This window comes from Kribbella aluminosa (genome assembly GCF_017876295.1).
Lineage (GTDB): Bacteria > Actinomycetota > Actinomycetes > Propionibacteriales > Kribbellaceae > Kribbella > Kribbella aluminosa.
This window is the reverse complement of the sequence record NZ_JAGINT010000002.1, coordinates 4,245,463-4,258,566: the sequence shown is the minus strand read 5'-3', so window position 1 is coordinate 4,258,566 and position 13,104 is coordinate 4,245,463. Positions and strand designations below refer to the sequence as shown.

General features: G+C 70.0%; 17 protein-coding genes. 5 read left to right on the top strand and 12 right to left on the bottom strand.

All coding sequences use genetic code 11. From position 1 onward, the window contains the following. The 9 genes from JOF29_RS41335 to clsA all read right to left on the bottom strand — a co-directional run bounded on the left by JOF29_RS41335 (nucleotide 1) and on the right by clsA (nucleotide 5,800). Nucleotides 1-618, bottom strand: a complete 618-nt coding sequence (locus tag JOF29_RS41335) for a MerR family transcriptional regulator (RefSeq protein ID WP_209699730.1) — start codon at nucleotides 616-618, stop codon at nucleotides 1-3. Between the two features lie 181 nt (nucleotides 619-799). Then, complete coding sequence (locus JOF29_RS41330) at nucleotides 800-1,294, bottom strand: bifunctional nuclease family protein (RefSeq protein WP_209699729.1); 495 nt, start codon at nucleotides 1,292-1,294, stop codon at nucleotides 800-802. A gap of 72 nt (nucleotides 1,295-1,366) precedes the next feature. Then, entirely contained in the window at nucleotides 1,367-2,053 is a 687-nt protein-coding gene (gene ftsR / locus JOF29_RS41325; RefSeq protein WP_209699728.1) for a transcriptional regulator FtsR, read from the bottom strand. Beyond that, nucleotides 2,040-2,576, bottom strand: coding sequence for a zinc-ribbon and FHA domain-containing protein (locus tag JOF29_RS41320; RefSeq protein ID WP_209699727.1), 537 nt, complete (start codon nucleotides 2,574-2,576; stop codon nucleotides 2,040-2,042). The genes ftsR and JOF29_RS41320 overlap by 14 nt, the downstream gene beginning before the upstream one ends. A 138-nt stretch (nucleotides 2,577-2,714) precedes the next feature. Next, nucleotides 2,715-3,098 (bottom strand): glycine cleavage system protein GcvH, encoded by a 384-nt coding sequence (gene gcvH, locus JOF29_RS41315; RefSeq protein WP_209699726.1) that lies wholly within the window; start codon nucleotides 3,096-3,098, stop codon nucleotides 2,715-2,717. A gap of 14 nt (nucleotides 3,099-3,112) precedes the next feature. Continuing rightward, nucleotides 3,113-4,021, bottom strand: a complete 909-nt coding sequence (locus JOF29_RS41310; protein WP_209699725.1) for a DUF881 domain-containing protein — start codon at nucleotides 4,019-4,021, stop codon at nucleotides 3,113-3,115. 2 nt (nucleotides 4,022-4,023) lie between these two features. Next, a complete protein-coding gene (locus JOF29_RS41305; protein ID WP_209699724.1) occupies nucleotides 4,024-4,356 on the bottom strand; it encodes a small basic family protein in 333 nt (110 codons plus the stop codon). Continuing rightward, complete coding sequence (locus tag JOF29_RS41300; protein ID WP_209699723.1) at nucleotides 4,353-5,207, bottom strand: DUF881 domain-containing protein; 855 nt, start codon at nucleotides 5,205-5,207, stop codon at nucleotides 4,353-4,355. The genes JOF29_RS41305 and JOF29_RS41300 overlap by 4 nt, the downstream gene beginning before the upstream one ends. Further along, on the bottom strand, nucleotides 5,204-5,800 hold the full coding sequence (clsA, locus tag JOF29_RS41295) for a cardiolipin synthase ClsA (protein WP_209699722.1): 597 nt from the start codon (nucleotides 5,798-5,800) through the stop codon (nucleotides 5,204-5,206). Before clsA ends, JOF29_RS41300 begins: the two co-directional genes overlap by 4 nt. A 150-nt stretch (nucleotides 5,801-5,950) precedes the next feature. On the opposite strand from clsA, the gene JOF29_RS41290 reads away from it, so the two are divergent. Together JOF29_RS41290 and JOF29_RS41285 are read left to right on the top strand one after the other, a co-directional pair. After that, the gene (locus JOF29_RS41290) at nucleotides 5,951-6,319 is read left to right on the top strand and encodes a YciI family protein (RefSeq protein WP_209699721.1); all 369 of its coding nucleotides are present in this window, start codon (nucleotides 5,951-5,953) and stop codon (nucleotides 6,317-6,319) included. Next, nucleotides 6,319-7,551, top strand: a complete 1,233-nt coding sequence (locus tag JOF29_RS41285) for an RNA polymerase sigma factor (RefSeq protein WP_209699720.1) — start codon at nucleotides 6,319-6,321, stop codon at nucleotides 7,549-7,551. Before JOF29_RS41290 ends, JOF29_RS41285 begins: the two co-directional genes overlap by 1 nt. Here JOF29_RS41285 and JOF29_RS41280 read toward each other — a convergent pair. Both JOF29_RS41280 and JOF29_RS41275 read right to left on the bottom strand, forming a co-directional pair. Continuing rightward, the gene (locus JOF29_RS41280; RefSeq protein WP_209699719.1) at nucleotides 7,517-7,852 is read right to left on the bottom strand and encodes a hypothetical protein; all 336 of its coding nucleotides are present in this window, start codon (nucleotides 7,850-7,852) and stop codon (nucleotides 7,517-7,519) included. The genes JOF29_RS41285 and JOF29_RS41280 overlap by 35 nt on opposite strands. Next, a complete protein-coding gene (locus JOF29_RS41275) occupies nucleotides 7,845-8,291 on the bottom strand; it encodes a class I SAM-dependent methyltransferase (RefSeq protein WP_209699718.1) in 447 nt (148 codons plus the stop codon). Before JOF29_RS41275 ends, JOF29_RS41280 begins: the two co-directional genes overlap by 8 nt. A gap of 147 nt (nucleotides 8,292-8,438) precedes the next feature. On the opposite strand from JOF29_RS41275, the gene JOF29_RS41270 reads away from it, so the two are divergent. Both JOF29_RS41270 and JOF29_RS41265 read left to right on the top strand, forming a co-directional pair. Further along, the gene (locus JOF29_RS41270) at nucleotides 8,439-10,658 is read left to right on the top strand and encodes a glycoside hydrolase domain-containing protein (protein WP_209699717.1); all 2,220 of its coding nucleotides are present in this window, start codon (nucleotides 8,439-8,441) and stop codon (nucleotides 10,656-10,658) included. Further along, nucleotides 10,655-11,956 (top strand): glycosyltransferase, encoded by a 1,302-nt coding sequence (locus tag JOF29_RS41265; protein WP_209699716.1) that lies wholly within the window; start codon nucleotides 10,655-10,657, stop codon nucleotides 11,954-11,956. The genes JOF29_RS41270 and JOF29_RS41265 overlap by 4 nt, the downstream gene beginning before the upstream one ends. A 10-nt stretch (nucleotides 11,957-11,966) precedes the next feature. Here JOF29_RS41265 and JOF29_RS41260 read toward each other — a convergent pair whose 3' ends face one another. Continuing rightward, nucleotides 11,967-12,353 (bottom strand): VOC family protein, encoded by a 387-nt coding sequence (locus tag JOF29_RS41260; RefSeq protein ID WP_209699715.1) that lies wholly within the window; start codon nucleotides 12,351-12,353, stop codon nucleotides 11,967-11,969. Nucleotides 12,354-12,582: 229 nt separating this feature from the next. On the opposite strand from JOF29_RS41260, the gene JOF29_RS41255 reads away from it, so the two are divergent. Continuing rightward, nucleotides 12,583-13,032, top strand: a complete 450-nt coding sequence (locus JOF29_RS41255; RefSeq protein WP_209699714.1) for a GNAT family N-acetyltransferase — start codon at nucleotides 12,583-12,585, stop codon at nucleotides 13,030-13,032. The last annotated feature ends 72 nt before the right edge of the window (nucleotides 13,033-13,104 follow it).

Sequence of the window (13,104 nt, the reverse complement as noted above, 5' to 3'; positions counted from 1 at the left end):
TCAGCCGGTCATGCGGGCGCGGCGCCGGGCGGCGAGCTCGTCGCCCGCGTGGCCGCCGGAGCCCTCGTCGTCGTGGCCGTCGGCGCGCTCGGTCGGCAGCTCGGACAGCGAGCCCTCGACTTCCCGCCAGACGCCGCCGAGCGCGATCCCGAACACGCCCTGGCCGCCGGCCAGTAGGTCGATGACCTCGTCGGGCGAGCTGCACATGTACACCGACGCGCCGTCGCTCATCAGCGTGATCTGGGTCAGGTCGTCGAAGCCGCGCTTGCTCAGATGCGCGATCGCGGTCCGGATCTGCTGCAGCGAGATCCCGGCGTCCAGCAGCCGCTTGATCACTTTCAGCAACAGGACGTCGCGGAACCCGTACAGCCGTTGCGTCCCGGAGCCGGTCGCCGGGCGGACCGACGGAGAGACCAGCCCGGTCCGGGCCCAGTAGTCGAGCTGCCGGTAGGTGATCCCGGCCGCGGCGCAGGCCGTCGGACCCCGGAACCCGACGTCCTCCGGCATCGGCCGCAGGTCGTCGTCGAACAGCAGACCCTGGACGCCGGCAGTCTCAGCTGCCGCGGCGTGCGCGTCGGAAGCCGACTGCGTCAGATCCGTGTCCCCGGTGCGTGTCACGCCTGAGCCTCCCTGGATACCGACTGGAACGAGCCATCTCCGTGGAGTGACAGCACCCCACGACTCCTTCACGGTAAGCCGCCGCCCGAACCGGGTCAACGACAACCGCACCGAGCCGGGAGCGTGTCGCGACCGCCGTACGAATCGTTACCTAGTGTCTCTTGTCCGGCGGAGCGGGCGCTCAGCTCTTGTCGAAGTCCTCCGGGGTGACCTGATCCAGGAACTCCCGGAACCGCTCGACCTCCTCTTCCTCCTGCACCTCGTCGGTGCCGTTCGCCTCACTCTCCGGAACCGGGATGCCGGCCTCCGCGAGGATCTCCTCGGTGCAGAACACCGGCGTACCGGTCCGCAGCGCGATCGCGATCGAGTCCGACGGCCGCGCCGAGATCTCGGTCTGGTCGTCGAACACGAGAATCGCCTCGAAGATCCCGTCGGTCAGGTTCACGATCCGGACCTGGCTGAGGGTGTGCCCGAGGACCCGGATGGTCTCCGCGAACAGGTCGTGGGTCAGTGGCCGGGGCGGCTCCATGCCCTGCTGGGCGAAAGCGATCGCACTCGCCTCGGCCGCGCCGATCCAGATCGGCAGGTACCGCTCACCTCCGACCTCCCGGAGCAGCACGATCGGCTGACTCGAGGGCATCTCCACCCGGACTCCGACCACATCGACTTCGCGCACTACTCCAGCCTACTCCGAGCCGAAGCCCCAGGCAGGCCCGCGGGTTCGGCCTGTGGACGAGCTACGGACGAGCTACGGACGGGGCAGGCGGGAACGGACCAGCGCAGTGTGCAGACGCACAGTAAGCGCAGCCAGCTCGGCGGTCTGTTCGGTACGGCGCGGGCCGGTGACCTGTTCGATCAGGCCGACCTCGCGGTCCGCCGCGGTCCGGAACGCCCGCAGGTGCCGCGGCTCCAGGCCGTACGCCGCCAGCTCGGCCGCGACCTTCGCGATCACGATCGCGTCGCCGCCGTAGTGGTTGCCGACGGCCACCACCAGGCCGTGACCCTCCAGCTCGTCGAGCAGCCCGGCCGGTACGCCGGCGGCGGTGCGCAGCTCGTCCCGGGTCAGCCGCAGTTCGGTGCCGGTGGCATCGAAGTCGTCGGCGACCGGTTGCCCCGGGGTCTGCGGCAACGACGTGGGTGCGACCGGTGGACCCGCCGCGGCCGGCTGCAGGCCGCGGTCGATCGCGCCGAGGTGTTCCTTGATCACCTTGAGCGGCAGGTACTGGTCGCGTTGCGCGGTCAGCACGTACCGCAGCCGGTCGACGTCCGCGGCACTGAACTTCCGGTAGCCGGACGCCGTCCGGGCCGGCGTCACCAGCCCCTCGGCCTCCAGGAAGCGGATCTTGGAGATCGTGACGTCGGCGAACTCGGCCTGCAGAAGCTGCAGCACCGCACCGATGCCGCTACTGCCGCCGGACGGCTCAGGCCTGGCCACTGGCGTAGTACACCAGCCGGTACTTGCCGATCTGGACCTCGTCCCCGTTGTTCAGCTGGACCTCGTCGATCCGGTCCCGGTTCACGTACGTGCCGTTCAGGCTGCCGACGTCGCGGACCTTCACGCCGTGCGGGTCGCGGCGGAACTCGGCGTGCCGGCGGGACACCGTCACGTCGTCCAGGAAGATGTCGCTGTCCGGGTGCCGGCCGGCGGTGACCACGTCGACGTCGAGCAGGAACCGGCTGCCCGCGTTCGGCCCGCGCTGGACGATCAGCAGGGCGGACCCGGCCGGCAGCGCGCCGACGGCGGCCTGGTCGTCGGCGGTCAGCGGCTCACCGGTCTGCTCCGGCTCCGGCTCGGCGCCGATCGGGGTCAGCATCGCGGTGTCGGTGACACCCGGCTGGACAGGCTGGGGCGCCGGTGCTGCCGCCGGGCGGTCCGCGCCAGGCAGCATCGCTCCGCACTGCGAGCAGAACCGGCTGCCCTCGGAGTTCTCGTGCCCGCACTGGTTGCAGAACGGCATGCTGTGATCCTCCCGATCGCCGGTGGTCCGGCGACGTTTTCGATAGACCCCGTATTGACAGTGTGACGTGCTGGAACAAGATGAGGGACCTCAACCCTCGACCAGCAGTTGAGGTCCGGTAACGCTATCAGTCGACGGTCAGCCTTGGTCGAGCTGGCCCTGGTACGCGGCGGCGTCCATCAGCGCGGCCACCTCGGCGGCGTCCTCGACGTCGATGTCGAGCAGCCAGCCCTCGCCGTACGGGTCGGTGTTCACCAGGTCCGGCTGGTCGGCCAGCGCCTCGTTGACGGCGGTCACGGTGCCGTTCACCGGGGCGAACAGGTCGCTGACGCTCTTCGTCGACTCCAGTTCCCCACAGGCGTCGCCGGCCCGCACCGTGGTGCCGACCTCCGGCAGCTGCACGTACACGATGTCACCGAGCTGATCCTGCGCGAAGTCGGTGATGCCGACCCGCACGGGTCCTTCCTCGCCGGCCTTCAGCCACTCGTGCTCGGCCGTGTACTTCAGGTCTTCGGGGTACACCTTTGTCCTCGTTTCTACTTCGTCGGGCTGGGCGCCGGGCGAGCGTAACGATGCTCCTGCGGCGCGTGCAAGGCGGTGATCGACAGGCTGCTCAACTCGTTCACCTCGGCGGTGCCGCCGATCTGCGGACCGGTCACCTCACTCACCAGTCCGCCCGGGAAGTTGGCCGCCTCGGCCAGGTTGTGGGACTCCCCGATCGCCTCGATGACGTACGGCGAGGTCAGCTTCTGGCCGTCGACCCGGATCCCCGGGGCGTCGTCCACGAAGTCCGTACTGGCCACCACGCGGACCGACCCGTTGATCTGGATCGCCTCGGCACCGGCGTCGCGCAGTTCCTCGATCGCGTCCAGCAGGTTGCTCGAGGTCATCTTGCCCTGCGGGTCGTTGAGCGTGATCCGGACCCCCTGCCCGACCGCGGCCATCGTGCCGGCCAGGATGCCGAGGGTACGGATCTGGGCCTCGGCCTGGTCGCGGGCGGTCTGCGCCTTGTCGGCGCTGGAGGACAGCGTGTTCTTCCGCGCCTCCAGGTCGGCGATCTCGCTCTCCAGCCGGCGGGTGTTCTGGCCGAGGCCGTCGAGGATCGCGATCAGGTCCTCGCGGCGGGCGTTCTGGTACCCGGCGTCGGCCCGGTTGACCCGGACCTGGACGACCGCGACGCAGCCGACCAGCGCCAGTACGATCGCCACGATCGCCTGCCCGCGGGACGGCTTGAACCCGGCCCGCAGCCGGCGCAGCGCCAGGTTCGGCGTCTTCGGCTTCGGCATCGGCGTGGGCACGTCCGGCTCGGGCTTCGCGTCCGGCTTCGCGTCCGGCTTGGTGTCGGGCTTGGTGTCGGGCTTGGTGTCGGGCTTGGCGTCCGGCTTGGCGTCCGGCTTGGCGTCCGGCTTGGGGTCCGGCTTGGGGTCCGGTGTGTCGTCGCTCATGATCAGGCCCGGAAGATGTGCCGGCGGATCGCGGCCATGTTGGTGAAGATCCGGATCCCGAGCACGACGACCACGCCGGTCGACAGCTGCGAGCCGACGCCGAGCTGGTCGCCCAGGTAGACGATCAGCGCCGCGATCAGCACGTTGGACACGAACGAGACGACGAACACCTTGTCGTCGAAGATCCCGTCCAGGAACGCCCGGAGCGCGCCAAACACCGCGTCCAGCGCGGCCACCACCGCGATCGGCAGGTACGGCTGCGCCCACTCCGGGACGTCGGGTGCGACCAGCAGGCCGACCACGACCCCGATCACGAGGCCGATGACAGCGATCATCTCGGCCTCACCTTCGCGTAGCGCAACGCGATCGTCGCATCGGCCGGCACCAGCAAGGAATCCTCCGTCGTGATCGTGCTGCGGACACCGAAGTTGCTGACCAGGTACTGCACCCACTGCCCTCCGGAACTCTGCGCGAACCGGGCCGGCATCGTCGCGGTGTCGCCGATCGCGAGCACCGTGTACGGCGGGGTCAGCGAACTGTAGTCAACCGTGATGGCACTGCCGGCACCGCGGATCGCGGTCAGCGCCGTGAGCCGGTGACCGTTCACCGAGATCGCCTCCGCGTCGGCCGTCCACAAGCCGTTGACCAGCTGCTGCAGGTCGACGTCGAGCAGCCGGCCCTCCTTGGCGTCGGCGTTCTTCGCGTCGTCGATGACCGCCTTGATCCCGGGGCCGGTGACCGCGATCGCGCCGGTCTGCAGCTCCAGGTCGTCGAGCTTCTGCTGCAGCGCCGTACCCGTACTGTCGTTGCTCAGCCCGCCGGCCTGCAGGCCGCGGACCTCGTCGGACAGCTGGGACTGGTGGTTGCGCAGATCGGTCTGCCGGTTGCCGGCCTGGTTGATCCGGTCGATCAGTTCCTTGCGCTGCTTCTCCGCCGCGGGTGCGCCGCGGTAGTTCTGCGCGGCGGCGATCGCGAGCAGGAAGCCGAGGACCGCAGCGGCGACCACGAGCAGGATCCGGTGCCGGGACCGGGTGTCCTTGCCGCCCTGCTTCGAGCGGGTCCTGGCGGCGACGGCGTACCCCTCGTCGATCGGGTGCGCCATCAGGTTGTTCAGCAGTGACATCGACGCGTCGACGCGCCGAGGGGTCGTCTGCCCAGGAGGCTGCTCAGGGGCTTGCTGGGTCACCCGGCCGAGTCCTTGATCGGTTTCACCGTCTGGACCAGGTGCCGCAGCTGGGCGAAGTACAGCGCACCGGCCCAGTAGTAGAGGCCGGTCCCCCAGATCGCGAACGCCCAGCCGATCACGCGCGCCAGCAGGTTCAGCGTGGTGTCGCCGTCGCCGAGCAGGAGCAGCGGGAACGCGTACAGCAGGCAGAACGTGGCGGACTTGCCGAGGAAGTGCACCGGCAGCGCGTTGAAGCCGCGGCGGTGCAGCGCCGGCAGGGTCAGTGTCAGCAGCACGTCCCGCAGCGGCAGCGCGATCGCCAGCCACCACGGGATGATGTCGCGCAGCGCCAGGCCGATCACGGTGGCGAAGATGTACAGCCGGTCCGCGACCGGGTCGAGCATCTGCCCGAGCCGGCTGGTCTGGTTCATCCGGCGGGCGATCTGGCCGTCCGCCCAGTCGGTGAACCCGGACACCGCCAGCACCAGCAGCGCCCAGCCGTCCGCCTTCGGCCCGAGAATCAGCCACAGGAAGAGCGGCACCCCCAGCAACCGCAGGAAGCTGAGCGCGTTCGGGATCGTCCACACCCGGTCGGACACTTCCAAGTCCGGCACGCGACCCCTCCCTCTCTCCACCCTGGATACCCGTCGTAACTCTACTGGGGTGTCCCGACAGGTTTACGCCCGGCCATGCCGGGGCATGCCCGCCTTTCTCCAATCGATACTTTCCCAATCGATACCACCGGTGATGCTTACTCTGGGCAAATGAAGTTCCTGGTACTGATCTACGGCAACCCGGAGTCCCGCGCGGTCTGGGACTCGTTGACGGATGAACAGAAGAAGGAAGGCATGGCGGGGTACGCCGCTCTGCACGAAGAGCTCGGCGTCCGTCAGGAGCTGGTCGCGTCGGAGTCGCTCGACGACCCGGCCCTCACCAAGCAGGTGCTGGTGCGCGATGGCAAGCCGCTGACCACCGATGGGCCGTTCGCCGAGGTGAAGGAACAGCTGGCGGGTTTCTACCTGCTGGACTGCGACTCGATGGACCGGGCGGTGGAGATCGTCGCGCAGATCCCGGAGGCGCCGTTCAGCGTCGTCGAGGTCCGGCCGGTGCGTGACCTCGGCGCGTACAGCTGATGCTCGAGGAGCTGCTCCGGGAGCAGGCGCCGCAGGTGCTGGGCGCGCTCGTCCGGCGGTACGGCGACTTCGACGCGTGCGAGGACGCCGTACAGGAGGCACTGCTCGCGGCGTCGCTGCAGTGGCCGGGTGACGGCGTACCGGAGAATCCGCGGAGCTGGCTGATCACGGTCGCGTCGCGGCGGCGGATCGAGGTGCTGCGGAGTGAAGCGGCGCGCACGCGGCGCGAGGAGACCGTGTCGTTGTGGACTCCCCCGGAGCCGGCGTCGCCGGACGACGACTCGCTGACGTTGCTGATGCTGTGCTGTCACCCGGCGCTGACGCCGCAGTCGCAGGTGGCGCTCACGCTGCGCGCGGTCGGCGGGTTGACGACCGGCGAGATCGCCCGCGCGTTTCTGGTGCCGGAGGCAACCATCGGGCAGCGGATCAGCCGGGCGAAGGCGAAGCTCCAGGGCGCGCGGTTCGCGTTGCCGCCGGCGGCCGAGCAGCCCGAGCGGCTGGCCGCCGTACTGCATGTGCTGTATCTGATCTTCAACGAGGGCTACACGGCGTCGTCCGGTACGTCGCTGCACCGGGTCGAGCTGTCCGCGGAGGCGATCCGGTTGACCCGGCTGCTGCGCGAACAGCTGCCGGCCGAGGGCGAGGTGGCCGGGTTGCTGGCGTTGATGCTGCTGACGGACGCCCGCCGGCCGGCGCGGACCACGGCCGAGGGTGCGTTGGTGCCGTTGCCGGAGCAGGACCGGTCGTCGTGGGACACGGCGTCGATTGCCGAGGGCACCGAACTGGTCGAGGCGACGTTGCGCTCGGCGCCGGTCGGGCCGTACCAGTTGCAGGCGGCGATCGCGGCGGTGCACGACGCGGCCGCGGACGCCGACGAGACCGACTGGCGGGAGATCCTGATGCTGTACGAACTCCTGGAGTCGACGGCGCCCGGGCCGATGGTGACGCTGAACCGGATCGTCGCGGTCGCGATGGTGCACGGGCCGGACGCCGGGCTGACGTTGCTCGCCGACGTGGATCCGGCGCTCCGCGACCACCACCGGCTGGCCGCCGTCCGCGCGCACCTGCTCGAGCTGGCCGGCGACGGTGCGGCAGCCCGGGAGGCGTACGAGCTGGCCGCACGGCTGACCCAGAGCACTCCCGAGCAGGCCTATCTGCTGGGCCGTGCGGCTAGTGCTGGATCTTCTGGCTTGGGATCTACTGGCTTGGGATCTTCGGCCGCCCCCAGCTGAGCTCGGCCTCGATCGTCAGGTCCAGTACGCCGTCCTTCGCGTACGGACGGAGCGCTTCCGCGACACCGGCGTCGAACGCGGCAGCCTCGTCAGCGGGCATCAGGTCGCGGGCCAGGCTGGACGTCGAGTGCAGCCGCTCGATGTAGTCGGCGACCGTCTGCCGGTAGCCGACGCGCGTGGTGCGCGCCGTACCGGTGAGGTCGAGCAGGCCGCGTTCCACGATCGCGTCGACGACGTTGAACTCCGGGTCGTGGTTCGGTTTGCGCGAGTGCCGCAGGATCACCGGGACCAGCTCATCCATCCACGGCTGGTCGACCGGGCCCGTGCTCGACCACGACGAGCTGGGCGTTCGGTGTCAGGTGCGGGACGATCCGGGCGAACGTCTCCTCCCACGGCATCCAGTGGATGCTCGCGCCGGCGGTCACCAGCGCGTACTGGCCGTCGAGGTCGGCGGTCTCGATCGGGTTCACCTGCCAGCTGAGGTTCGGGTGGTCGCCGCCGGGACGCTGCCGGCCGGCGTCGACCATCGGCTGCGAGAAGTCGATCGCGTCGACGTGCTCGACCCGCGGCGCCAGCGGGCGGGCGATCGCGCCCTCGCCGGCACCGATGTCGAGCACCCGGCGCGGCGCGTCGGCGATCAGGTCCACGAGCCGGTCGAACACCTCGTCCGGGTACGGCGGCCGATGCCGGTAGGCCTCCGCCACCGCCTGCTGCTTGAACGTCGCCGCGAGTTCCGTCATGCGTCGGAGCGTAGACCGGGGTGAGCCACCCGATCACGGATTTCTGCTGCCGGCCGACGTAACCTGCCCGTCTCCTTCGGTCACGCGCCTGAAACACACTGTTCTTACGTTGAGAGTCCACTTCAGCCGCGTGAGGCGGTGAGCCCCATGTACGAGCACGTCGACCCGTTCATCGGTACCGGCGCCACCGAGCTGCCCACGCCCAAGGGCCTGGCCGCGACGTGGTGGTGGCCCAAGCCGCAGGTCGGCAACACCCACCCGGGCGCCATGCACCCGTTCGGGATGGTGTCGGCCTGCCCGTACTCCGGGGCCTACCCGACCGGTTACGGGCTGTACGACTTCAACACCGAGGGCGTGCCCGACCTGTTGTACGACCGCCCGGTCGCCTCCGGCTTCACCCACTTCCAGCAGTCCGGTACGGGCGCGATCCGCAAGTACTACAACTACTTCCGGGTCACCCCGATGCTCGGCCCGCTGGACGACCTGGGCACCACGTGGGACCTGCTGGAGGAGGTGGCCGAGCCCGGCTACTACGCGGCGACGCTGAGCTCGGGGGTGCGCTGCGAGCTGACGGTCGGCCCCAAGTCGGCCGTCCACCGGTACACCTTCCCGGCGCATGACGCCGCCCGGATCGTCATCGACGCCTCGACCGGCGGCCTGGCGATCCCGCACAGCCGGACGGTGCCGCTGAAGGCGCACCTGGCGATGCTGGAGCCGGGCGTGGCTCAGGGGGAGATCCACGTCGAGGGGGTGCCGCTCGCCGTACACCTGGAGGTCGACGCGCCCGGCTGGCGGCAGCTGCTGTGGTACGACCGGCGCCTGATGCCCGGCGGCACCCGCCTCGACTTCGACTACATCCGGCCGACCACCTTGCGGCCGTTCGGGCTGATGTTCATGGGCCCCTCGCGCGCCGAGCAGACCGTCGAGGTGCGGCTGGGGTTCTCGCTGCGCGGGTGTGAGGCAGCCCGCGACAACCTGCACACGGACGTCGGGCGTACCCAGGCCGCCTTTCCGGGGCGGCGCGACCGTACGGCAGCTACCTGGCGCGACGACCTCGGCAAGGTCGAGATCCAGGCCGGGTCCGCTGACCAGGCAACGGTTTTCGGCACCGCGCTCTACCACTCGCTGGTCAAGCCGTGCTTCGCCCCGGACGAGAGCCCGTCGTCGACGACCGAGGGCCCCTACGCGTTCGACATCTGCACCATGTGGGACATCTACCGCACCCAGCTGCCGCTGATGACCACGCTGTTCCCAGAGCGTTCGGTCGCGCTGGCCAACTCGCTGCTGTCGATCTGCGAGCAGGAGGGCAACCTGCCGATCGGCTACCGGATGGCCAAGGGCGCCGACCGGTTCTCCCGGCAGGGCAGCGCGCTCGCGCACACCTTCCTGGCCGACCTGTGCCAACTGGATCTGCCCGGTATCGACTGGGACTGGGCCATGGTGCACCTGGAGATGGACCTGCGCCGCACGTACGGCGAGGACTACCTGGTGCACGGTGTCGCGCATCCGATCAGTCATACCCTCGACCTGGCGTACGCCTATCACTGCACCGCGGCGATCGCCCACAAGGTTCGCGACCGGCCGCTGGCCAGGCAGATGCGCGACCTCGCCCAAGGCTGGCAGGCGGCGTACGACCCGGGCACCGGCCTGCTGCGCGACTCGACGTTCTACGAGGGCGGCCGGTGGAACTACTCCTTCCGGCTGCTGCACGACATGCGCGCCCGGATCGCGCTCGCCGGCGGCGACGAGGCGTTCGTGGGGCTGCTCGACCGGTTCTTCGGGTACGACGCCGGGCCGGTCACCCAGCCGGGGGTGGCGCCGGGCGTGGCCGAGATGAACGCCGGGTACGACCTGTGCCGGTTCGAGGGACTGAACAACGAACCGGACTACGAGGCGCCGTGGTCCTACCACTACGCCGGACGGCCGGACCGGACCGCCGAGGTGGTGCATGCCGCGGTCGCCAACCAGTTCGGCACCGGCCGCGGCGGGCTGCCAGGCAACGACGACTCGGGTGGGCTGTCCGCTTGGTACGTGTGGGCGACGCTCGGGCTGTTCCCGGTGGCTGGGCAGAACCTGTTCCTGGTGAGTGCGCCGGCCGTGGCGGAGTCCACGACCCGGCTTCCGGAGGGCGACCTGTCCATCACCACTACAGGATTCGAGCCCGTCGAGGCGGGCGGACCGGTGTCCTACGTCCAGTCCATCGCGGTGAACGGCAAGACACTCGAACGCCCCTGGATCTCCGGCCGGGAACTGCGGCACATCCGCAACCTGCACATCGAGCTCGGCCCTCGCCCCTCGGGCTGGGGCACCCGGATCAGGCCACCATCCACATCCGACCCGCTGCACGCCACTGGAGGTGAGGCATGAACATCACCGACGACACGCTCGCGCCCAGCCGCCGCCTGGTCCTCGTTGTCCGCGCCGACCCGGTGATCTGCGGGCACTCCGGTGAGGCACGGTGCCTCGCGGAGGTGGCGCTCACCCGCGGGTTCGACGACGTACGGATCGTGACCTGGCCGCTGGATGCGCTGGAGGCGGCCGGGCTGCCCTTGAAACCAGTCGATCGCGTGCTGCCGTACAGCCCTGGCATCACCGTGGAGCGGCCCGATCCCGTCGGTGACTACCGGGTTCCGGACGGGCGCTACCTGTCCGGGCTGACCGGGCGGCTGGTCGAGCTGTTCAGCGACGGGGTACCGACGGTGGCGATGTCGCTGTACCTGAGCCCGCACGCGATCGCCGTACAGGATGCCGTCGAGGTGGCGCGCCGGATCGGGCCCGCGCGGGTCGTCACGGTGGCTGAGGCGGTGGGCTCCGACATCACCAACGTGGTGCGCGAGTGCGTGACCACCGGCCGGTTCGGGGCGGCCGCGCACATCCTGTCGGTCTACCTGGCGGCCGACCACTGCGTGGCGGTGTCGCAGTACACCCGGGACCTGATCGTGGCCTCCGCGGCGACCCTCGACGACATGCACGGCACGACGTTCGCGCAGCAGTGCCGCGAGCGGATCGCCATCTCCTACCCGGCCGTCGACTCCTGGTCCTACGTGTCGCTCACCGATGACAGGATCGCCGAGACTCTTGCCCGGCGTGGCCTGTCGCGGGACGGGTACGTGCTGTTCCTGTCACGGATCGCCTCGGCTAAAGGGGTCGACGACCTGATCGACGCGTACGCCGGGTCGCGGTCGGCCGAGCGGGTGCAGCTGGTCCTGGCCGGACGCGGGCCGCAGGAGGACGAGGTGGTGGCGAGGGTCACGGCAGCGGGCCTGGGCGAGCGGGTACGGGTGCTGACCGACGTGGAAGACGCGGAGAAGCCGGCGCTGATGGCCGGGAGCGCGGCGTTCGTGCTGCCGACCCGCGAGCAGCCGGAGTTCGTCGAGACGTTCGGGATCGCGCTGGTCGAGAAGGCCCTCGCCGGCGGCGGGCCGATCATCACCTGTGCGACCGGCGGCGTACCCGAGGCGGTCGGAGACACGGCCCAACTGGTGCCGCAACGTGACCCGGCCGCGCTACGGACCGTGCTCGACGAAGTCGTGTGCGACTGGACCTACGAGCAACGGGCGTCGGCCGAGCGGCGCGCCCGGGCGCACGCGTTGCAGTTCGACCGAGTCGCGGTGTTCGACCGCCTCTTCACCCTCGCCGAGCCTCCCACCGTCCACGTCGCCTGAGCTCGATGGCTTACTCGCCGCCCCAGACGGTCGCGTGCTGCTCGAAGTACGCCGGGTCGCTGTGCACCGGGATGACGCAGAACAGATGACCGCCGGGCGCTTTGAGAGTGTGGCAGCCCTGCCAGCTGGCGATCTCCACCGCGCCGAGGTCGGTCAGCCGGGCGACCTCGGCCGGTACGTCGTCGGTCTCGATGTCCAGGTGGTACCGGGCCTCGTCGTCGACGGACTGGATCGCGGTGACGTAGCCGGGGACCGCGTCGTGCAGGCTTATGAACTGCGGCTCGCCGTCGGGCGACGACGTACGAACGCCGAGGGCCTTCGACCAGAACGCGGTGGCGGCGGCCACATCGTCCTTGTGGGTGTCGATGAGGAACGTGGACACGCGGCTGCGATGCATACGGATCAACCTAACTTCTTCGCGGGTTCCGGAAGATGCTCATCCGGAACCGGGGTTAGCGTGCTGGACATGGTGATCGACGAGTCGCAGGTGACCGCCGTACCGGCGAACGAGGCTCCGTGGGACGACCTGCAGGCCGTGTTCGGCACGGCGGACGCGGGGCAGTGCCAATGCCAGCGGTTCAAGATCCGCGGGGTGGATCTGGCGGGACTCGACGCTGGACGAGCGGATGACCCGCCTGCAGGACCAGACCGCATGCGGCACCCCGGACGCCCCGTCGACGAGCGGCCTGATTGCGTACGTCGACGGCGAACCGGCCGGGTGGGCCGCGGTCGAGCCACGCACGGCGTACCCGAAACTGCGGACCTCGCGGGTGCCGTGGACGGACCGCTCCGAGGACAAGGACGACGAGAGCGTCTGGGCCGTCACCTGCATGGTCGTCCGCAAAGACTTCCGCAGCCGTGGCCTCACGTACCACCTCGCCCGCGCCGCCATCCCCCACGCCCGCACCCGCGGCGCCCGCGCCCTGGAGGCCTACCCCATGCTCACCCAACCCGGCAAAACCATCACCTGGGGCGAACTCCACGTCGGCCCCCACCAAGCCTTCGAAGAAGCCGGCTTCCACCAGATAACCCACCCAACCCTCCGCCGCACGGTCATGCGCATCGACTTCGCGTAGTCACTGAAGGAGGGCTGGGTGCCGGCTGGCGACCAGAGCGCCGAAACCTGCCTAGGTACACGGTTGCCGGTA